The sequence below is a fragment of the Sphingomonas sp. 67-41 genome, from assembly GCF_001899725.1.
Lineage (GTDB): Bacteria > Pseudomonadota > Alphaproteobacteria > Sphingomonadales > Sphingomonadaceae > Sphingomonas > Sphingomonas leidyi.
Genome location: NZ_MKWJ01000001.1, coordinates 69597 through 89939, shown reverse-complemented (window position 1 = coordinate 89939; position 20343 = coordinate 69597). Strand labels below are relative to the sequence as shown.

Below are 20343 nucleotides of genomic sequence, written 5' to 3'. Positions count from 1 at the left end.
ATGGCGGTTCAGAGCTTCAAGGGACTGGGGTGGCTCCTCTGCGCCGTTGTGGTGGCGCCGGCGTGCTACATGGTCAATTCGCACGGTGCGGCCGAACAGGCCAAGCTCAACGCGATGAAGGGTGCGATCCTGCAGGCGCAGAAGGACATTCGCGGGCTGGAGACCGAGTTCCAGACGCGCGCCAACCTGGCCCAGATCGAGCGCTGGAACGGCGACGTGCTTGCGCTTGCCGCGCCGGCGCCCGGCCAGTATCTGGCGAGCGAGACGGCGCTGGCCAGCCTCGACGAGCCCGCGCAGATCCAGAATGCTTCGCTGATCGTTCCGGCCGGCGCGCCCGGGGCTCACTCCGTCGCAGCAGTGGCGACGGCAGCGGCAGCGCCGGTGCAGGCGGCCCCGGCGCCGCAGCCGGGCTCCGCTTCGGCGCCGTCGGGCAAGAGCGTGGCGCAGCAGGACAGGGAACTTCACGACCTCATGAAGAAGGCGGACAGGCGCGCGGTGGCAATGGTGGACAAGGGCGTGCTGAGCACCTCGACCATCGACGACCTGAAGAAGCTTGCGCAGCGCGAGAAGCTGGCGCTCCGTTGATCGTCGTCGTCGCCCCGCCGGCCCGCAAGGGCCGTACGGGCGATGCCCGTCAGGCGCTTGTCGCCACGGCCCAGGTGCGGTTGATGATCCTGTCGATCCTGTTCGGGTTCGGCATGCTGGTGGTGATCGGCAAGCTGGCGCTGCTCGCGCTCTGGGCGGAGCCGGCCACTGCGCGCGACATTGCCACCACGCTGGTGCCCCCGCGCGGCGACATCACCGACCGGCGCGGCGCGCCGCTCGCGCGCTCGATCGATTCCTGGACGATCGCCATTCACCCCAACCAGGTGATCGGCGACAAGGCCGAGCTGGCGCACCGGCTGGCCGAGCTGATTCCCGAGCAGAGCGCCGAGCGCTATTTCGCGCTGCTCAAGTCGGGGGGCAGCTTCGCCTATCTCAAGCGCCGGGCCATGCCGGAGCTGGTGAGCGCGGTGAATGCACTCGGCCAGCCGGCGATCGAGTTCCAGCGCGAGAACGACCGGCTCTATCCGCAATCGACGCTCGCGGCCCATGTGCTCGGCTATATCGATAGCACCGGTCATGGCCGCTACGGCATGGAGCGGGTGCTCGACGCGCAACTGAGCGATCCGGCGCGGCGCGGCGAGCCCGTGGCGCTGTCGCTCGACCTGCGGGTGCAGGCGGCGCTGGAGAACGAGCTGGGCACGGCGATGACGCAGCTCCAGGCGCGCGGCGCCGCGGGCGTGATCCTCGACGTCCATACCGGCGAAGTGATCGCGATGACTTCGCTCCCCGCCTTCAATCCCAATGCGATCGCCGGCCCGCCGCCGCGCAACAACGTGACGCAGAGCGTCTATGAGCTGGGATCGACCTTCAAGCCGATCGCGGTGGCAGCGGCGATCGACACCGGCACGATCACGTCGATGTCGCGCCGCTTCGACGCGACCGTGCCGCTGCAGGTGGGTCGCTTCAAGATTCACGACGATCCGGGCGACGAGCAGTTCCGCTGGCTCAACATCCCGGAGACGCTGATCTATTCCTCCAACATCGCCACCGCGCGCATCGCCGACGAGCTGGGCGCGGAGAAGATGCAGGAGATCTTCCGCCGTTTCGGCTTCGACCGGAAGCCCGAGATCGAGCTCGATGCCAGCGCCAAGCCGCTCTGGCCGTCGAGCTGGGGGCGGATCACGGTGATGACCACTGCCTATGGCCATGGCATCGCAGTGACGCCGCTGCACCTTGCGACGGCCTATGCCGCGATGGTGAATGGCGGCATCCTGCGTCCCGTCACGCTGCGCAAGGTCGATCCCGCGCATCCGCCGGAGGGCAAGCGCGTGCTGCAACAGGCGACGAGCGACCGGATGCGCCAGCTGCTCCGCCTGATCGTGCTTAAGGGCACCGGCCGCAAGGGCGAGGCGCCCGGCTTCCGTATCGCGGGCAAGACCGGCACCGCCGAGGCGGCGAGCGAAGGTGGTTACGACAAGCATCGCAACGTTTCGACCTTCGCGGCGGCTTTCCCCATCGACGCACCGCGCTATGTGATGATCGCCATGCTCGATTCGCCCAAAGCCAACCCCTCGATCGGCGTCTATCGCACGACCGCTGCGTGGACGGTGGCGCCCGTGGTCGCGCGGGTGGTGGGCCGTACCGGCTCGCTGCTCGGCGTGATGCCCGACGCCAATCGCGACATCGACGAGCGCGAGTTGCTGCCGCTGATCTGGGCGGGGCCAGGCGCCGACAAGAAGGATCCCGAATGAAACTGGGCACGCTGACGGAAGGCGGGGGGGACGCCGTCGTCACCGGATTTGCCATCGATCATCGCAAGGTGGCGCCCGGCACCATATTCGGCGCGTTCGAAGGCGCGCGCTTCAACGGCGAGGATTTCATTCCCGACGCCGTGAAGGCCGGTGCCGTCGCCATCGTCGCCCGGCCCGGCGCCAGGGTGGAGGGGGCGGTCCACATCGTCGATGCGAACCCGCGCGAGAAGTTCGCCCGGCTGGCCGCGCGCTTCTTCGCGCCCTTCCCGGCGACCGCGGTGGCGGTGACGGGAACCAACGGCAAGACTTCCACCGTGGAGATGACGCGCCAGCTCTGGCGGATGCGGGGCTTCCACGCCGCCTCGATCGGCACGCTCGGCGTCACCACGGCGGACGACACGGTGAGCACCGGGCTGACCACGCCGGACATCGTCACCTTCCTCTCCAATGTCGCCGGGCTGGCGCGCGAAGGCGTGAGCCATGTCGCGTTCGAGGCATCGTCGCACGGCCTGTCGCAATATCGCACCGAAGGCCTGCCGGTGCGCGCGGCGGCGTTCACCAATCTCAGCCGCGACCATCTCGACTATCATGGCGACATGGCCGCCTATTTCCATGCCAAGCTGCGTCTGTTCGCCGATGTGCTGGATCCGGACGGCGTGGCGGTGGTGTGGGCGGACGACCCGCATAGCCCGCGGGTCGAGGAACTGGCGCGGATGCGCGGCAATCGGCTGGTCACCGTGGGCGAGCATGGCGAAACGCTCAAGCTGATCGCCCGCGATCCGACGCTGCTCGGCCAGGGGCTGACGATCGAGGCCGGGGGCGAGACATATCGAGTGAACCTGCCGCTGATCGGCGCCTATCAGGCCGCCAATGCGCTGGTTGCGGCGGGCCTGGTGATCGCGACGGGCGGGGATGTCATCCAGACGCTCGGCGACCTCAGCCGGCTGCAGCCGGTGCGGGGGCGCCTGGAGCGTGCGGTGATCACCAAGCAGGGTGCGCCGGTCTATGTCGACTATGCGCATACGCCCGACGCGCTCGAAGCGGCGATCGCGGCGCTCAAGCCGCACACCGCAGGGCAGCTGATCATCGTGTTCGGCGCGGGCGGCGACCGCGACACCGGCAAGCGCGCGCCGATGGGGCAGGCGGCGGCCGCCGGCGCGGACATAGTGATCGTGACCGACGACAATCCGCGCTCCGAGGATCCGGCGGCGATCCGCGCCCAGGTGCTCGAAGGCGCGCCCGAAGCGATCGAGATCGGCGGCCGGCGCGGGGCGATCAAGGCGGCGATCGAGATGGCCGGGAGCGAGGACATCGTGCTCATCGCCGGCAAGGGGCATGAGCAGGGCCAGATTGTCGGTGACATGGTGCTGCCCTTCGACGACGTCGCCGTGGCGCGGGAGTGCGCGGCGTGAGGTTGTGGACCGCAGACGAGATCGCCGAGGCGACCGGCGGCACGGCCTCGGCGGCGTTCGAGGCCTCGGGCGTGACCTTCGATTCCCGCGAAGTCGGGCAGGGGGACTTGTTCCTGGCGCTGAAGGGCGAGGCCACCGACGGGCATCGCTATCTCGACCAGGCCTTTGCGCAGGGCGCGGCAGGGGCGCTGGTTTCGGAACCCACGCCGCACCCGCATGTGCGCGTGGCGGACACCGTTCTGGCGCTGGACGCGCTGGGCGTTGCGGCGCGCGGGCGGATGCAGGGCCAGGTGATCGGAGTCACCGGTTCGGCCGGCAAGACCGGCACCAAGGAAGCGCTGTTCGCGGCGCTCGACCGCAATGCGCCCGGCGCGGCGCATCGTTCCGTCAAGAGCTACAACAACCATACCGGCGTGCCGCTCAGCCTGGCGCGCATGCCGCGCACGGCACGCTATGGCGTGTTCGAGATGGGCATGAACCATGCCGGCGAACTGGCCGCGCTCACGCGGCTGGTGCGCCCCCATGTCGCCATCGTCACCACCATCGCCCCGGCGCATCTGGGCTTCTTCGCGAGCGAAGAGGCGATCGCCGACGCCAAGGGCGAGATCTTCCAGGGGCTGGAGCCGGGCGGCGCCGCGATCGTCCCGTTCGACAGCCCGCATCGTGACCGTCTGATCGACGCCGCGAGGCCCTATGCGGGAAAGATCGTCACCTTCGGCCTGAAGGAAGGCGCCGATTATCGCGCCGTCGAGACGATGCGCACCCGCACCGGCGCCACCTTCGTCACGGCCCGTTTCGGCCAGCGCGAACTGAGCTTCACCTTGTCCCAGCCGGGTGCGCACTGGGTGTCGAACGCGATGGCGATCCTCGCCGCGGTCGATGCCGTGGGCGGCGATCTCGAGCTGGCGGGCCTTGCGCTCGCCGAGCTGGGCGGCCTGGCGGGGCGCGGCGCGCGGCGCATGGTGCCGGCGCGTGGCGGCGAGGCGCTGGTGATCGACGAGAGCTACAACGCCAACCCCGCCTCGATGCGCGCCACGCTCGAAGTGCTCGCGCTCGAAAAGGGCCGCAAGCTGGCGGTGCTCGGCGAGATGCGCGAGCTCGGCGTGCATTCGGCGGCTTTCCACGCCGAACTTTCGGGCCCGATCGAGGCCGCGGGCGTCGATTATGCCATTCTCGTCGGCGAAGCGATGCTTCCGCTTGCAGAGGCGCTTGAGGGGCGCGTCGATTTCGTCCATGTGCCCGACGCGGCGACCGCGCTGGGCAGGCTCGACGATATGCTCCAGGCGGGGGACGCGGTTCTCATAAAAGGGTCGAACGGCGTGCGGCTTGGGTCGGTGGTCGCGGCATTGGCGGAAAGGGCACCTGCCTGATGTTGTACTGGATCGCGGATCTGCTGGGCTTTCCCGGCGTCTTCAACCTCTTCCGCTATCTCTCCTTCCGCACCGGCGGCGCGGTGGCGACGGCGCTGCTGATCGGGCTGGTGATCGGGCCGAGGTTCATCGGCTGGCTGCGCATCCGCCAGGGCAAGGGGCAGCCGATCCGCGACGACGGGCCGCAGAGCCACCTTGCCAAGCGCGGCACGCCGACGATGGGCGGGCTGATGATCCTGACCAGCCTGATGCTCTCGCTGCTGTTGTGGATGGACCTGCGCAACCCCTATGTCTGGGCGTGCATGTTCGTCACCTTCGGCTTCGGGATGATCGGTTTTCTCGACGATTACGACAAGGTGCGGAAACAGAAGACCGCCGGCGTATCGGGCAAGGTGCGGCTGCTGGGCGAGTTCCTGATCGCAGGCGTCGCCGCCTGGATCATCTGCTCGCAGAACGGCACCCAGCTCTATGTACCCTTCTTCAGCTGGATCCACCCGGACATCGGCTGGTTCTACATCGCCTTCGCCGCCTTCGTGATCGTCGCGTTCGGCAATGCGGTGAACCTCACCGACGGGCTCGACGGGCTCGCGACCATGCCGGTGGTGATCGCCAGCATGGCCTTCATGCTGATCGCCTATCTGGCCGGCAACAAGATCTATGCGGTGTATCTGGGCATCCCGCACGTGCCGGGCGCGGGCGACCTGGCGATCTTCTGCGGCGCGATGGTGGGGGCGGGGCTCGCCTTTCTGTGGTTCAACGCGCCGCCGGCGGCGGTGTTCATGGGCGATACCGGCAGCCTCGCGCTCGGCGGCGCGCTCGGCACGATCGCCGTCACCACGCACCATGAGCTGGTGCTCGGCATCATCGGCGGCCTGTTCGTGATGGAGGCGCTGAGCGTCATCATCCAGGTGTTCTTCTTCAAGCGCACGGGCAAGCGCATCTTCAAGATGGCGCCGATCCACCATCATTTCGAGCAGCTCGGCTGGTCGGAGCCGACGGTGGTGATCCGCTTCTGGATCATCGCGTTCGTGCTGGCGCTGGCGGGGCTGGCGACGCTCAAGCTGCGGTGATCACGAGCACGGCCTGGCGCGGCAAACGCTATGCGGTGCTCGGGCTGGCGCGCTCCGGCGCGGCGACGGTGCGCGCGCTGGTGGCGAGCGGCGCGCGCGTGGTCGCGTGGGATTCCAGCGAGGCGGCGCGGGCTTCGATCCTCCCCGGAACGGGGAGGGGGACCGCCAGCGAAGCTGGTGGTGGAGGGGGCCCGCCGCAAGCCAGTCCTGATGAGGAGAGCCCCCTCCACCAGCCTGCGGCTGGTCCCCCTCCCCGTGCCGGGGAGGATCCGGTTGTCGCCGACCCTCTGGAAATCGACCTGACGGGTTTCGCCGGCGTCCTGGTTTCCCCTGGCGTGCCGCTCAACCGGCATCCGATCGCAGGCCATGCCGCGGCTGCCGGCGTCCCGATCATCGGCGACATCGAGCTGTTCGCCGAGGCGCGTGCCGAGATGCCCGCGCACCGTGTGGTCGGCATCACCGGCACCAACGGCAAGTCGACCACCACGGCGCTGATCCACCACATCCTCGAGACCGCCGGCATCCCGGCGCGGCTCGGCGGCAATATCGGATTGCCGATCCTGGGGCAGGACCCGCTGCCCGAAGGCGGGGTCTATGTCCTCGAGCTTTCCAGCTATCAGATCGACCTGACCCACAGCCTCGACTGCGACGTGGCGGTGCTGCTCAACGTCACGCCGGACCATCTCGACCGCTATGCGGATTTCGACGCCTATGCCGCCTCCAAGGCGCGGCTGTTCGCGATGCAGAAGCCCGGCCACGCCGCGGTGATCGGCATCGGCGATGCGCCTTCGGCCGGGATCGCAGCCCAGTTGGCTGCAGCGGGCCGTAGCGAGGACCTCACCAGGATCGCCCCCGGCACCTGCCTGGATCAGTCGCGCTGGCCGGCGCTGCAGGGACCGCACAATGCGCAGAACGCGCTTGCCGCGATCGCCGCGTGCAAGGCGCTCGGCATCGTCCGCGAAGCGATCGATCAAGGGCTGGAAAGCTTCCCCGGCCTGCCGCACCGGATGGAACGAGTCGCCACCAGGCGCGGCGTGCTGTTCGTCAACGACAGCAAGGCGACCAATGCCGATTCCGCCGCGCCGGCGCTCGCCGCCTATCCGAAGGTCCACTGGATCCTGGGCGGCAAGGCCAAGACCGGCGATCTCGACGCCTGCCGCCCGGGTTTCCCCCATGTGGTGAAGGCCTATACGATCGGAGAGGCGGGCGAGATGTTCGCGCAGCTGCTCGAAGGCGAGATGCCGGTCGAGCGCTCGGGCACGCTCGAAGCCGCGGTGCGGAGCGCGGCGGCACAGGCGCATCCGGGGGAGACAGTGCTGCTGTCGCCCGCCTGCGCGTCGTTCGACCAGTTCAAGGATTACGAAGCCCGGGGCCAGGCCTTTCGCGACGCGGTGGAGGCACTGGGATGAACGAAACCGTGGAAGTGCCGGAAGCTGGAAGCGAGGTCCGCCGTCGCGTCCAGCAACAGCTCGGCCGTGCGAGCAAGACGCGCGCCGGCATGTGGTTCTGGGAAGTCGATCGCGTGCTGCTCACGCTGGCGCTGCTGCTGATCGCGATCGGGCTGGTGGCGGTCGCCGCCGCGTCGCCCGCCACGGCGCGCCGCTATTCCGACGCCACGCACATCATGGCGCCGATGTATTATTTCTGGCGCCAGCTGATCTGGGTGTGCATCAGCGTGCCCGTATTGATCGCGGTCTCGATGCTGCCGGTCACGGTGGCGCGGCGGCTGGCGCTGATCGGAGCGGGGATATTCCTGGTCTGCCTGGCACTGGTGCCGGTGATCGGGCACGAAGTGAACGGCGCCAAGCGCTGGATCGGAGTCGGGCTGGCCGAGTTCCAGCCCTCCGAGTTCCTCAAGCCGCTGTTCATCGTCTCCACCGCCTGGATGCTCAGCTTCCGCGCCAAGGATCCGCAGTTGCCGGTGCTGTTCGTCACCGGCGCGCTCACTGCGCTGATCGGCGTGCTGCTGATGCTCCAGCCCGATTTCGGCCAGACGATCGTGTTCGGCAGCGTGTGGATCATCCTGCTGATGATCTCGGGCATCTCGCCCGCCGCCATCGCCGGCCTGTTCGGCACGGCAGTGGCGGGTGTGTTCGCGGCCTATCTGTTCTACGGCACCGCCCGCACCCGCATCGACAATTTCCTGTTTCCCACCAAGGACGCCGCGCTCGCCGAGCGCTACCAGGTGGAGATGGCGCACGAGACGCTCACCGCGGGCGGCCTGCTCGGGCGGGGGCCGGGCAACGGCATGATGAAGTTCAAGCTTCCCGAGGGGCATACCGACTATATCTTCTCGGTGATCGGCGAGGAGTTCGGGCTGATCGCCTGTGCGGTGATCGCCACCCTCTATCTGGCCATCGTGATCCGCGTGCTGATGAAGCTGCTGGACGAGGAGGACGCCTTCCGCCTGCTCGCGGCCGCCGGCCTGGCCGCGCAGTTCGGCGTGCAGTCGCTGATCAACATGGCGGTGAACACCGGCATCGCCCCGTCCAAGGGCATGACGCTCCCCTTCATTTCCTATGGCGGGTCGTCGATGATCGCATTGGCCATCGGCTATGGGTTGCTGCTCGCCTTCACGCGCCGAAACCCGTATCTGAAACGCTCGCCCTATACCGGCCGCTGGAGCACGAACGCATGACTCAGTCCCGAAGCTATGTCCTCGCAGCCGGCGGCACCGGCGGGCACATGGTGCCTGCGGCGGCGCTGGCGGCGGAACTGGCCGAGCGGGGCCACCATGTCGCGCTGGTGAGCGACGATCGCGGCGTGCGCTTCCCGGGGCTGTTCGAGGGCGTCGAGACGCACGTCCTGCCCGCGGGCCGGCTGGGCGGCGGGCCCCTCGGCTATCTGCGCGCGGCGAGCAGGATCATGACGGGTCGCTCGATGGCGCTTCGGCTCTACAAGGAGATCCAGCCTGCCGCGGTAATCGGGTTCGGCGGCTATCCGGCGCTGCCCGCCCTGCTCGCGGCATTCCGTGCGGGCGTGCCGACGGTGATCCACGAGCAGAATGCCGTGCTCGGGCGGGTCAACCGCTTCGTCGCGGGGCGCGTGGATGCCATCGCCACTTCCTATGACCAGGTCGACCGGGTGAAGCCCGGCTGGCAGGCCAGGATCCATCTCGTCGGCAACCCGGTGCGCGAGGCGGTGCTGAACCTGCGCAACCGCCCCTATCCGCTGCTCGAGGAAGACGGCATCTTCCGCGTACTCGTCACCGGCGGCAGCCAGGGGGCGACCGTGCTGAGCCAGGTGGTGCCGGACGGGCTGGCGCTGCTCCCGGTGCATTTCCGCCGGCGCCTGCAGGTGACGCACCAGGCGCGTGTCGAGGATATCGAGACGGTGCGGGCGAAATATCAGAATCACGGCATCCCGGCCGATGTCTCCACCTATATCACCGACATGGCCGATGTACTGGCCTGGTCGCACATCGTGATCGCGCGCGCGGGTGCCTCGACCATTGCCGAGCTCACCGCAGCGGGCCGCCCGGCGATCCTGGTGCCGCTGCCCAGCGCCACCGACGATCACCAGACCGCCAATGCCCGCGAGATCACTGCGGCCGGCGGCGCGCGGACCATCCCGCAGCGCGCCTTCACCGCGGCGGAACTCGCCAAGCAGATCCAGAAGCTCGGGCTCGACACGGTCGGGCTCGAGAATGCCGCGGCGCGGGCGCGCAGCGTGGGCCGTCCCAACGCCACGCGCGACCTCGCCGATCTCGTCGAATCCATCCACGCGCCGGAGGCTCCGATCGGGATCCGCCGCGCGGCAATGCAGGGAAGGCCAGCGTTCGCATGAGTGAGTTTGGCGCATGAAGGGCGTCGCAACCGACATCGGCATCATCCATTTCGTCGGCATCGGCGGCATCGGCATGTCCGGCATCGCGGAGGTGATGCACAATCTGGGCTACAAGGTGCAGGGTTCGGACGTGGCCGAAGGCTATGTCGTGCAGGGGCTGCGCAGCCGCGGCATTCCGGTGACGATCGGCCATGATGCCGAGAATCTGGGCGACGCGGCCGTGGTGGTGGTCTCCACCGCGATCGTGCGTACCAATCCCGAGGTCGAGGCGGCCTATCAGCGTCGCGTTCCCGTGGTACGCCGCGCCGAGATGCTCGCCGAGCTGATGCGCCTGAAGTCCACCGTCGCGGTGGCGGGCACGCACGGCAAGACGACCACGACCTCGATGGTCGCGGCCCTGCTCGACGCGGGCGGGGTGGACCCGACCGTGATCAACGGCGGCATCATCAACCAATATGGCTCGAACGCGCGCCTGGGCGACAGCGAGTGGATGGTGGTCGAGGCCGACGAGAGCGACGGCAGCTTCCTGCGCCTCGACGGCACCTATGCCATCGTCACCAATATCGATCCCGAGCATCTCGACCATTACGGCTCGTTCGACGCGGTGAAGGACGCGTTCGTCGAGTTTGTCGAGAATGTGCCCTTCTACGGCGCCGCGCTGCTGTGCCTCGACCATCCCGAAGTGCAGGCGATCATCCCGCGCGTGCGCGATCGCCGGATCGTGACCTATGGCTTTGCCGCCAGCGCGGACGTGCGCGGCGTCAACGTGGTGCCGCATCATGGCGGCAACCGCTTCGAGGCGATCATCCGCCACCGCGACGGCGCCACCCGCTCGATCGAGGGCATCGAGCTGCCGATGCCGGGCCGCCACAACGTCCAGAACGCGCTCGCCGCGATCGGCGTGGCGCTCGAGCTGGGCATTCCCGATGCGACGATCCAGCAGGGCTTCGCCAAGTTCGGCGGGGTCAAGCGGCGCTTCACCAAGGTCGGCGAGACCGGCGGCGTGACGATCATCGACGATTACGGCCATCATCCGGTCGAGATCCGCGCGGTGCTGGCCGCTGCGCGCGAGAGCGCCGAGGGCAGGGTGATCGCAGTCGTCCAGCCGCATCGTTTCACGCGCCTGAAGAATTTGATGGACGAGTTCGCCCAGGCGTTCAACGATGCCGACATGGTCTATGTCACGCCGGTCTATGCGGCGGGCGAACTGCCGCTCGAGGGCGTGAGCGCGGAGGCCCTGGTGGAGAACGTCCAGCGCCGCGGGCATCGCGCGGTGGGCGCGATCGAGAGCGAGGACGCGTTGGCGCGCGCGCTCGCCGGGGTGATCCAGCCAAAGGACATGGTCATCTGCCTGGGCGCGGGCGACATCACCAAATGGGCCGCGAACCTGGCGGGCGCGATCGAGGAAGCAAAGGCAGTCGCATGAAGGACTGGCTGACCCTGGGCATCGAGATGCAGCGCGACCTGATCCAGGCACAGCAGGCGCAGATGGCTGCCGCGCAGAAGATGCTGGATGCCGGGCGCGACGTTATGAAGCTGCAGCAGGCCGGGCAGAGGGCGGCCGAGGCCAATCTCGCGGCGTGGAGGCAATGGTCGAGCATGTGGGGGTGGAAGTGAGCGCAGTCTGCACCGCGCTGCCTCCGCTGCGCGGCACGGTGGAGCATCAGGGCAGCCTTGCCGACTTCATCTGGTTTCGCACCGGCGGCCCGGCCGAATGGCTGGTGCGCCCCGATGACGTGCAGGGCCTTGCGGCGTTCCTGGCCGCGCTCGATCCGGAAGTGCCGGTGCTGCCGGTCGGGGTTGGCTCGAACCTGATCGTGCGCGACGGCGGCGTGCCGGGCGTGGTGGTGCGGCTGCCCAAGGCGATGGCGAAAGTGACCATCGAACCGGGCACCAGGGAAGGTTCCCGGCGCGTGCGCGCGGGCGGGGCCGCGATGGGGATCACCGTGGCGAGCGCCGCGCGCGATGCGGGCATTGCGGGCCTCGAATTCCTGCGCGGGATTCCGGGCACGATCGGCGGCGCGGTGCGGATGAACGCGGGCGCCTATGGCCGTGACACCAGCAATATCCTGGTCGAGGTCACGCTGGTGACTCGAAACGGGACGGTGGAGACCTGGCCGGCGGCCAAACTCGGCTATACCTATCGCCATTCGGAGCTGCCTGCCGGTGCCGTGGTGGTCGAGGCGCTGTTCGAGGGGACTCCCGGCGACAAGGCCGAGATCGGCGCAGAGATGGACCGGATCGCGGCGGAACGCGAGGCTTCCCAGCCGCTTAGGTCGCGCACCGGCGGCTCGACCTTCAAGAATCCGGACGGCGGCAAGGCCTGGGCGCTGATCGACGCGGCCGGTTGTCGGGGCCTTCGTCGCGGCGACGCGCAGGTCAGCGAAAAACACTGCAATTTCCTGCTAAATCTGGGCAATGCTTCCTCGGCCGACATCGAAGCGCTGGGCGAGGAAGTCCGCACCCGGGTGAAGGCGCAGTCGGGCGTCGAGCTGGAATGGGAAATCCAGCGTGTCGGCATGCTTGCCGACGACGGAGACAAGTAGCGTGTCGGCATGCTTGCCGACGACGGGGACAAGTAGCGTGTCGGCATGCTTGCCGACGACGGGGACAAATAGCGTGTCGGCATGTTTGCCGACGACGCCAAGCAAGGACGTCATTGGGGTGAATAGGTGAGCAAGTTGCACGTCGCGGTTCTGATGGGTGGCTGGTCGGCCGAGCGCGAAGTCTCGCTGATGTCCGGCGCGGGCATCGCGGAGGCGCTGGAGAGCCTGGGCCACAAGGTGACGCGCATCGACATGGATCGCGACGTTGCCCTGAAGATCGCCGAAGCACGGCCGGACGTGGTGTTCAACGCGCTGCATGGCACCCCCGGCGAGGACGGCACCGTGCAGGGCATGCTCGACCTGATGGGCGTGCGCTATACGCATTCGGGGCTGGTCACTTCGGTGATCGCGATCGACAAGCAGCTGACCAAGCAGGCGCTGGTGCCGCACGGCATCCCGATGCCCGGCGGCCGCATGGTGAAGACCGGGGAACTGCACCAGGCCGATCCGCTGCCGCGCCCCTATGTGCTCAAGCCGGTGAACGAAGGTTCCTCGGTGGGGGTCGCCATCGTCACCAAGGAAGGCAATTACGGCAATCCGATCTCGGCCGATGCGGTGGGCCCGTGGCAGGAGTTCGACGAACTGCTCGCCGAGCCCTTCATCCGCGGGCGCGAACTGACCACCGCGGTGCTGGCTGGCGAAGCGCTGGGCGTGACCGAATTGAAGCCCAAGAGCGGCTTCTACGACTATGACGCCAAATATACCGACGGGCTGACCGAGCACGTCTATCCGGCGCAGATCCCCGACGAGATCACCGAGGCGTGCCGGCGCATCGCGCTCGAGGCGCACAAGCTGCTGGGCTGCAAGGGCACCTCGCGCTCCGATTTCCGCTGGGACGACAGCCAGGGCGTCGAGGGCTTGTTCCTGCTCGAAGTGAACACCCAGCCCGGCATGACGCCGCTCAGCCTGGTACCCGAGCAGGCGCGGCATCTCGGCATCTCCTATCCGCAGCTGTGCCAGCGCATCGTCGACGAGGCGATGGGCGGGGGCTGCGCGGGATGAGCCGCCCCCCCGCCAGACGGGCGGCCACCCGGCGCGGGGCGAAGCCGGTGCAGAAGCGCAAGCAGATCGCGCGCAAGAAGCAGCCGGGACTGATGGACCAGGCGCTGGCTGCGCTGCCGGTGAGCCAGGCGACACTCACCCGCATCGCCACCTGGGGTATCGTCGCCATGTTCTCGGTCGGGCTGATCACCGTCGCGACCTGGTTCGGCGTGCCGCAGGTGATCGGCGTCGGTGCCGCCCAGGCGGTCGGCGAGGCGGGGCTGCGCGTCGACACGATCCAGATCAACGGTCTCAAGCGAATGAACCGCATGACCGTGTACCAGCAGGTGCTCGACCAGAACGCGCGTGCCATGCCGCTGGTCGACCTGGCCGATGTGCGCACCCGGCTGCTCGCCTATCCCTGGATCAAGGATGCGCGCGTCTCCCGGCGCCTGCCCGACAAGCTGCTGATCGACATCGTCGAGCGCGAGCCTGCGGCGATCTGGCAGAATCACGGCCAGCTGATGCTGATCGATCCGATGGGCGTGCCGCTGGAGCCGGTCTCGCGCGAGGCGATGCCCGATCTGCCGCTGTTGATCGGAGACGGGGCGAATGCGCAGGAGCCGGTGCGGCGCGACCTGATGGACAGCGCGCCCGCGCTGAAGCCGCTCGTCCGCGCCGCGACCTGGGTGGGCAATCGGCGCTGGGATATCATCTTCGACACGGGAGAGAAGCTCCAGCTGCCCGAGGGCGAGAAGGAAGCCAGGGACGCGCTCAAGACCTTTGCCGAGAAGGATGGCGCCTATCGCCTGCTCGGCCGCGGCAATCTGGGATTCGACATGCGCGATCCCGACAATCTCGTGATCCGCCGCCCGGCGGCAATCGGAGCGCCGGCAGCGACGGGATTATGATGAACACCGTAGTTGCCTTCCGGGGAAAATACTGATTCATAAGCTGAATCGGGAGTTAGGCGTTTTTTGGAATGAGGGGCAAATGGCGAAGGCTGCACCGGAGGGACTGATCACCGCGCTGGACGTGGGCTCGTCCAAGGTCTCGGCGCTGATCGCGCAAAAGGCGGATGACGGCTCGCTGGTGGTGCTCGGCACCGGCCAGCGCGAGAGCCGCGGCGTCAAGCGCGGCTATGTCGCCGACCTGCACGCGACCGAACTGGCGATCCGCGAAGCGGTGGAACAGGCCGAGCGCATCGCCGGACAGAATATCGAGGACGTCTGGGTGAGTTTCTCCGCGGGCGGGCTGATCTCCGACATCGTCCGGCTGGAATCCGACCTGGGGGGGCACCGGATCGAGCAGAACGACGTGGACGAGTTGCTCCGCGCCGGCCGCGACGCGATCGACCCCCAGGGCAAGATGGTGCTCCATGCCCAGCCGACCCGCTACACCGTGGACGGTCTTGCCGGCGTGCGGCGTCCGCTCGGGCTCCATGCGGAGCGCCTGGGCGTCGACATCCATGTCGTCGCCACCGATGGCGCGCCGGTGCGCAACCTGGATCACTGCGTCCGCTCGGCGCATCTCGAGGTTCGCTCGATCATCGCCGCGCCGGTTGCCACGGGGCTGGCCTGCCTCACCGACGAGGAGCGCGAACTGGGTGTCGCGCTGGTCGAGATCGGCGCGGGGGTGACGAATGTCAGCGTCTTCTCGCAGGGGGTGCTTTCCGGCCTCGCCTCGATCCCGATGGGCTCGGCGGACATCACCGACGACATCGCCTCGTCCTTCGGCACCGCGCGCGCCTGGGCGGAGCGGACCAAATGCTTCCACGGCTCCGCGAACCTGTCTCCCCGCGACAATCACGAGATGATCGACGTGGTGCCGGCGATCCCGGATGATGGCACCGAAGGACCGCGCATCACCAAGGCGCAGCTCAACGCGATCATCCGCAAGCGGCTGGAGCGGCTGATGGGCGAGATCCAGAAGGAGCTCAAGAAGCTTTCGTTCGAGGATCCCGCCGGTCGCCAGATCGTCCTCACCGGCGGCGGCGCCGAGCTGAAGGGCGTGGCGGACTATGCCCAGCAGTTCCTGGGCAGCGCGGTGCGTGTCGGCCGGCCCAAGGGGCTGGTGGCGCTGCCCGAGGCGCATGCGGGGCCCGCCTTCGCCACTTTGGCGGGGCTGGCGCGCTTCGCCGCGGCCAATCCGATCGACCTGCGCGCGCTCGAACCGAATCACCAGATGGTGACCAGGACGAACCCCGGAGCCCTGATCCAGCGGCTGATCGCGGCATTCCGGGCAAATTATTAGAAGAAATGCGTTGGTAACTTCGCGTTCCCTCTAGAGTCACCCTCTGCGTTCGTGCAGAACGGGGGCTAGATTACGCGCCTGTGACAGCCACCCGGGCGCAGGGAGACCAAGGCGATGAGTATCGATTTCCTTCCGCCCGATGTGGACGAGCTGACCCCGAAGATCACCGTGGTCGGTGTGGGCGGCGCGGGCGGCAACGCGATCGCGAACATGATCCGCGCGGATGTGCAGGGCGTCGACTTCATCGTCGCCAACACCGATGCGCAGGCGCTCAAGCAATCGAGCGCGGGGCATCGCATCCAGCTCGGCGCCAAGATCACCCAGGGCCTGGGCGCGGGCTCGCGGCCCGAGATCGGCCGCGCCGCGGCCGAGGAGACGATCGACAACGTCCAGAAGGCGCTCGAGGGCGCGCACATGGTGTTCATCGCCGCCGGCATGGGCGGCGGCACGGGCACGGGTGCGGCGCCCGTCATCGCCAAGGCTGCCCGCGACATGGGCATTCTGACGGTGGGCGTGGTCACCCGGCCGTTCGCCTTCGAGGGCAAGCGCCGTGCGGCTTCGGCCGAGGCGGGCATCAACGAGCTCCAGAAGTACGTCGATACCCTGATCGTCATCCCGAACCAGAACCTGTTCCTGATCGCCAATGCGAACACGACCTTCAAGGAAGCGTTCGAGATGGCCGGGCCTCATCAACCTCGACTTCGCCGACGTCCGCTCGGTGATGCAGGAGATGGGCAAGGCGATGATGGGCACCGGCGAGGCCGAGGGCGACGACCGTGCGCTCATCGCCGCGCAGAAGGCGATCGCCAACCCGCTGCTCGATGGCGTCTCGATGAACGGCGCCAAGGGCGTGATCGTCTCGATCACCGGCGGCGAGGACATGCGCCTGCTCGAAGTCGACGAAGCCGCGAACCATATCCGCGAGCTGGTCGATCCCGATGCGAACATCATCTGGGGCTCGGCCTTCAATCCCGAGCTCGAGGGCAAGATCCGCGTCTCGGTCGTCGCGACCGGTATCGATGCCGATGCGCAGCCGATGGCGGCGCCGCGCGCCGCCGAGCAGCCGCGCGTCTTCTCCTTCTCCACGCCGCGCCGCACCGCAGCCGCCGAGCCGGCACCGATCCCGGTAGAGCCGGTAGCGGAGGAAGCGCCGCTCGAGCCGCCGGTGCCCGAGGCCTACACGCCGGAAGTGGCCGCCGAGCCGGCGCCGCTCTCGCCGCCCATCCCCCAGGCCTATGAACCCGAACCGCAGCCGGCCGCGCCCGTGCAGGCGAGCTGGGTCGATGACGGCAAGGACGGCGACGAGGACGAGTTGGTGCTCGGTGCCGAGAGCCTGGTGCCCGAGGCGCCGCGTCCGCCCGTCGATGACCCGGCGCCCGCGCCGACCACGCGCCGCCGCTGGTTGACCGGCGGCGACGAGGAAGAAGCTGCGCCCTCGATCCCGGCCGAGAAGCCGGCGAAGAAGAGCGGCGGCACGCTGTTCGAACGCATGGCGATGGCTTCGCGCGGCGCCTCCAAGTCGGACGATGACGACGACAAGGATCCGCTCGACATTCCGCGCTTCCTGCGCAGCCAGAACAACCAGTAAGCCATTCGTCGCCGGCCGGCCTCGCTTCGGCGAGCCGTGCCGGCGCCGTAATCGGCGGTTCAGCGCAACACGGCGCAGGCTGGCGGGGACATGGACCGGATTCGCTTCATCGGTGCTGCGGCACTCGCGCTGGTCGCGGCCCAGGCCGCGCCTGTCTTTGCCCAGACCGAAGTCGTTGCCCAACCCAATCCCGACGCCGACCGGCTGGCCAACGATATCCGCATGCTCGCCAGCGATCCGCGCGACCTGCGCACGCTGCTCGATGCGGGGATGACCAGCGCGCGGCTGGGCGATACTTCCGCCGCGATTGCCTTCTTCCAGCGTGCAGAGACGCTCAGCCCCGGCGATCCGCGCATTTCGGCTGGGCGCGCCATGGTGCTGGTGCGGCTGGAGCGGCCCGGCGAGGCGCTGCGCCTTTTCCAGGCGGCCGAAGCGCGCGGGCTCGATCCGCGCGACTATGCCGGCGACCGCGGCTTCGCCTATGACCTGCTCGGCCAGCCGGGCCTCGCCCAGCGCGACTACAAGCTCGCGCTGTCGGGCAATCGCGACGATGCCGAGACGCTCCGCCGCTATGCCCTCTCTCTCGGCATCACCGGCGACAAGGACGAGGCGATGCGCACGCTCGATCCGCTGCTTCGCCGCAGCGATCGGGCGGCGTGGCGTGCGCGGGCCTTCATCCTGGCGATGAACGGCGACACGGCGGGGGCGGAGAAGATCGCCTCCAGCATGATGCCGGGCACGATGGGGCAGGCGCTCTCGCCCTTTTTCCGCCGTCTCGCCGATCTGGGGCCCGCCGACCGCGCCTTTGCCGTGCATTTCGGCGAGCTTTCGCCAAGCCAGGCGCGGCTCGCCGACACGCGGCTTGCGCCGGAGCTGCCGCGCTATGTGCCGGCGGTGCGACCGGTGCAACTGGCGGCGGCGCAGCCGGTCGTCGCGCCCGCGCCGGCGCCCAAGGGAAACGACCGCCGCTCGCGCAGGGATCGCGAGCGCGACGAGAAGCTTGCCGCCGTCGCCGCGGCGCGACCGGCCGCCGCGCCGGTGCCGCAGCCCGCGCCCGAAGAGAATCTCCCGCCGCCGCCGCGCTTCGTGCCTCCGCCTGTGCCGATCGTGCAGCCGATCCCGGCGCCGAAGCGCGAGGAGGAGCCGGCGGAAGCCGCCGAGCGTCCGGCCGCGGTTCCCGCGCGCCCGGCTCCGGCTCCGACGCCCATGCCCGCGCCTGTGCGCCTTGCCTCGGTCCCCGCACCCGTGCCGGCGCGTTCGGAGCCGGCCGCGGCCCCCGTTACGCTCGCCCGCGCCGAGCCGGCGGTGCAGCCGGTGCGCCCGGCTCCGAAGCCCGAGCCGATTCCGCCGGGCCCGGCCAGGGTGGGGCAGGAGGATTCGGTGCTTGCCGCGATCGTCGGCGGCATCACGATTCCTGCCGACGAGCTTGCAGCCGTCACCGCGACGCCGACCGAACCGGTGGAGGCGCCGGCCCCTGAGCCGCTGCGCGTCGCGGAGGCCAGGCCTGCCGCATTGCCCAAACCGAAACCGGAGCCGGTCGCGGCCAAGCCGAAGCCCGAGCCGGTCATGGCCAAGGCCGACCCGAAAAGGCCGGATCCCAAGGCCAAGCCGACGCCCGAGGAGATCAGGAAGGGCAAGCCCGATCCCAAGGCGACGACGGAGAAGCCGGAGGCCAAGAAACCCGATCCGGCCAAGACCGATCCCAGCCGCATCTGGGTGCAGGTGGCAGGGGGCGCCAATGAGGAGTCGCTCGCCAAGGCCTGGAAGGGCGTGGTCGCGAAAGCGCCGGCGGCGATGAAGGGCAAGCGTGCGTGGACGACGCCGCTGCGCGCCACCAACCGCGTGCTCGCCGGCCCGTTCAAGACCAGCGCGGAGGCGCAGGCCTTCGTCAACATGCTGGGCAAGGCGGGTGTCTCCGGCTTCGTCTTCACCAGCGAAGCCGGGCAGAAGGTGACCAAGCTGGCGCCGTAACGTAGCGGTGTTCGGCGCCGCTAGCGCCTCCCTGGGAGGCGCCTTCGCTATCCATCGGGAACAAAGGCGCGCGGCTTTGGCGGCGAGCCAGCCGTTGGCGATTCGAATCGCCGAAAATCAAGCCTTGTGATTGGTGACTGCGAGGTATGTGGCGATTGTATTCCACGGGCGGCCGGCAATACTTTGTAACAAATATTGGCTATCCGTTGGAAGTATATGCGATCTAGACTGTTCGGAATAATTCGATGATATCAATAATCAGTCCATTTTGACTGTAATTCGGACATCATCATATTGACTGATGTTTCCCGCGTATAGAGAATGATACGAGTCCATAATAACGTGGTCTCTCCATTTATAGATGTGGATATCATTATGTCATATATGGGTAATATCGTCAGTTCTGCCGGGTCTATTCAGGATCTTAACCTGGACGAAGTCGATCAGGTTTCCGGAGGTCCTCTGCCTCTCCTGGCTATTGCCTATGCGGGTATTGCCATCGACGCTGCGGTACTGGTCATCGGTAGTGCGTGGGTGGCTGGCGTGCATACCGGATACAATGTCAACAAGAAGCAGTGATATGATTATCATGCCTATGAGGAGCATCATCACGGTGATTGTAGCCTTGTATGTCATAATTGTCGCTGCATTGGCGGTATACGCCTTTTCCTCCGGATACATTGTTGGCCAAGATTTGGCCAAAGCCGAATCGGATAGGATGTAATCATGGAAAACCAGATCATTACTCTCGATGATGGCGAGATTTCCTCGGTCAGCGGTGGTCCGCTTCCGTTGGTGGCGTTCCTTGTTGCGGGCGGCCTGGGCGTGATCGGTGCGTCGATCGCCGCCTTCAATAATGGCTATACGATCGGCAAGGATATCGCCCAGAACGAACGGCGATAGATTTTCGAGCGCCCTCTCGGAATTCGGGGTGGCGATATATCGGGAAATCCCGTCTAGAACCACTTGCCGAAAGACATGATTTCCTGTGTTCCGCGTAGAAGCAATA

At 67.9% G+C, this 20343-nt stretch carries 17 protein-coding genes and 1 pseudogene; all 18 read left to right on the top strand.

Annotated elements, in window-relative coordinates:
* Complete coding sequence (locus BGP17_RS00445; RefSeq protein WP_286710666.1) at window positions 1–585, top strand: hypothetical protein; 585 nt, start codon at window positions 1–3, stop codon at window positions 583–585.
* On the top strand, window positions 582–2297 hold the full coding sequence (locus BGP17_RS00440; protein ID WP_167300688.1) for a peptidoglycan D,D-transpeptidase FtsI family protein: 1716 nt from the start codon (window positions 582–584) through the stop codon (window positions 2295–2297). The genes BGP17_RS00445 and BGP17_RS00440 overlap by 4 nt, the downstream gene beginning before the upstream one ends.
* Window positions 2294–3709: a UDP-N-acetylmuramoyl-L-alanyl-D-glutamate--2,6-diaminopimelate ligase gene (locus BGP17_RS00435; protein ID WP_286710665.1), complete on the top strand. Its 1416-nt coding sequence runs from the start codon at window positions 2294–2296 to the stop codon at window positions 3707–3709. The genes BGP17_RS00440 and BGP17_RS00435 overlap by 4 nt, the downstream gene beginning before the upstream one ends.
* The gene (locus tag BGP17_RS00430; protein WP_286710664.1) at window positions 3706–5079 is read left to right on the top strand and encodes a UDP-N-acetylmuramoyl-tripeptide--D-alanyl-D-alanine ligase; all 1374 of its coding nucleotides are present in this window, start codon (window positions 3706–3708) and stop codon (window positions 5077–5079) included. The genes BGP17_RS00435 and BGP17_RS00430 overlap by 4 nt, the downstream gene beginning before the upstream one ends.
* Window positions 5079–6149 carry a phospho-N-acetylmuramoyl-pentapeptide-transferase gene (gene mraY, locus BGP17_RS00425; RefSeq protein ID WP_286710663.1) on the top strand — a complete coding sequence of 357 codons (1071 nt, stop codon included), beginning with the start codon at window positions 5079–5081 and terminating at the stop codon, window positions 6147–6149. Before BGP17_RS00430 ends, mraY begins: the two co-directional genes overlap by 1 nt.
* Window positions 6146–7558: a UDP-N-acetylmuramoyl-L-alanine--D-glutamate ligase gene (gene murD / locus BGP17_RS00420; RefSeq protein WP_286710662.1), complete on the top strand. Its 1413-nt coding sequence runs from the start codon at window positions 6146–6148 to the stop codon at window positions 7556–7558. The genes mraY and murD overlap by 4 nt, the downstream gene beginning before the upstream one ends.
* Complete coding sequence (locus BGP17_RS00415) at window positions 7555–8787, top strand: FtsW/RodA/SpoVE family cell cycle protein (protein WP_243857482.1); 1233 nt, start codon at window positions 7555–7557, stop codon at window positions 8785–8787. Before murD ends, BGP17_RS00415 begins: the two co-directional genes overlap by 4 nt.
* Window positions 8784–9935 (top strand): undecaprenyldiphospho-muramoylpentapeptide beta-N-acetylglucosaminyltransferase, encoded by a 1152-nt coding sequence (gene murG / locus BGP17_RS00410; protein WP_286710661.1) that lies wholly within the window; start codon window positions 8784–8786, stop codon window positions 9933–9935. The genes BGP17_RS00415 and murG overlap by 4 nt, the downstream gene beginning before the upstream one ends.
* Before the next feature lie 13 nt (window positions 9936–9948).
* Window positions 9949–11361 (top strand): UDP-N-acetylmuramate--L-alanine ligase, encoded by a 1413-nt coding sequence (gene murC, locus BGP17_RS00405; RefSeq protein ID WP_286710660.1) that lies wholly within the window; start codon window positions 9949–9951, stop codon window positions 11359–11361.
* Window positions 11358–11552, top strand: a complete 195-nt coding sequence (locus BGP17_RS00400) for a hypothetical protein (protein ID WP_167300681.1) — start codon at window positions 11358–11360, stop codon at window positions 11550–11552. Before murC ends, BGP17_RS00400 begins: the two co-directional genes overlap by 4 nt.
* Window positions 11525–12481 carry a UDP-N-acetylmuramate dehydrogenase gene (gene murB / locus BGP17_RS00395; RefSeq protein ID WP_286710659.1) on the top strand — a complete coding sequence of 319 codons (957 nt, stop codon included), beginning with the start codon at window positions 11525–11527 and terminating at the stop codon, window positions 12479–12481. The genes BGP17_RS00400 and murB overlap by 28 nt, the downstream gene beginning before the upstream one ends.
* A 126-nt stretch (window positions 12482–12607) precedes the next feature.
* Window positions 12608–13543: a D-alanine--D-alanine ligase gene (locus BGP17_RS00390; RefSeq protein WP_167300680.1), complete on the top strand. Its 936-nt coding sequence runs from the start codon at window positions 12608–12610 to the stop codon at window positions 13541–13543.
* On the top strand, window positions 13540–14433 hold the full coding sequence (locus tag BGP17_RS00385) for a cell division protein FtsQ/DivIB (RefSeq protein ID WP_286710658.1): 894 nt from the start codon (window positions 13540–13542) through the stop codon (window positions 14431–14433). The genes BGP17_RS00390 and BGP17_RS00385 overlap by 4 nt, the downstream gene beginning before the upstream one ends.
* A gap of 82 nt (window positions 14434–14515) precedes the next feature.
* Entirely contained in the window at window positions 14516–15775 is a 1260-nt protein-coding gene (gene ftsA / locus BGP17_RS00380) for a cell division protein FtsA (protein ID WP_167300678.1), read from the top strand.
* 114 nt (window positions 15776–15889) lie between these two features.
* Window positions 15890–17363: pseudogene (gene ftsZ, locus BGP17_RS00375) on the top strand (cell division protein FtsZ).
* Between the two features lie 90 nt (window positions 17364–17453).
* Entirely contained in the window at window positions 17454–19334 is a 1881-nt protein-coding gene (locus tag BGP17_RS00370; protein WP_286710657.1) for an SPOR domain-containing protein, read from the top strand.
* Window positions 19335–19718: 384 nt separating this feature from the next.
* Window positions 19719–19913 (top strand): hypothetical protein, encoded by a 195-nt coding sequence (locus BGP17_RS00365; protein WP_167300675.1) that lies wholly within the window; start codon window positions 19719–19721, stop codon window positions 19911–19913.
* Window positions 19914–20060: 147 nt separating this feature from the next.
* Window positions 20061–20237, top strand: a complete 177-nt coding sequence (locus BGP17_RS00360; protein ID WP_286710656.1) for a hypothetical protein — start codon at window positions 20061–20063, stop codon at window positions 20235–20237.
* Window positions 20238–20343 lie beyond the last annotated feature (106 nt).

Bases quoted from the DNA above. Each gene is read 5' to 3' on its own strand.
- BGP17_RS00445 (WP_286710666.1), top strand. From the start codon at position 1: ATGGCGGTTCAGAGCTTCAAGGGACTGGGGTGGCTCCTCTGCGCCGTT.
- BGP17_RS00435 (WP_286710665.1), top strand. From the start codon at position 2,294: ATGAAACTGGGCACGCTGACGGAAGGCGGGGGGGACGCCGTCGTCACC.
- mraY (WP_286710663.1), top strand. From the start codon at position 5,079: ATGTTGTACTGGATCGCGGATCTGCTGGGCTTTCCCGGCGTCTTCAAC.
- BGP17_RS00415 (WP_243857482.1), top strand. From the start codon at position 7,555: ATGAACGAAACCGTGGAAGTGCCGGAAGCTGGAAGCGAGGTCCGCCGT.
- murG (WP_286710661.1), top strand. From the start codon at position 8,784: ATGACTCAGTCCCGAAGCTATGTCCTCGCAGCCGGCGGCACCGGCGGG.
- murC (WP_286710660.1), top strand. From the start codon at position 9,949: ATGAAGGGCGTCGCAACCGACATCGGCATCATCCATTTCGTCGGCATC.
- BGP17_RS00400 (WP_167300681.1), top strand. From the start codon at position 11,358: ATGAAGGACTGGCTGACCCTGGGCATCGAGATGCAGCGCGACCTGATC.
- murB (WP_286710659.1), top strand. From the start codon at position 11,525: ATGGTCGAGCATGTGGGGGTGGAAGTGAGCGCAGTCTGCACCGCGCTG.
- BGP17_RS00385 (WP_286710658.1), top strand. From the start codon at position 13,540: ATGAGCCGCCCCCCCGCCAGACGGGCGGCCACCCGGCGCGGGGCGAAG.
- ftsA (WP_167300678.1), top strand. From the start codon at position 14,516: ATGGCGAAGGCTGCACCGGAGGGACTGATCACCGCGCTGGACGTGGGC.
- BGP17_RS00370 (WP_286710657.1), top strand. From the start codon at position 17,454: ATGGACCGGATTCGCTTCATCGGTGCTGCGGCACTCGCGCTGGTCGCG.
- BGP17_RS00365 (WP_167300675.1), top strand. From the start codon at position 19,719: ATGGGTAATATCGTCAGTTCTGCCGGGTCTATTCAGGATCTTAACCTG.
- BGP17_RS00360 (WP_286710656.1), top strand. From the start codon at position 20,061: ATGGAAAACCAGATCATTACTCTCGATGATGGCGAGATTTCCTCGGTC.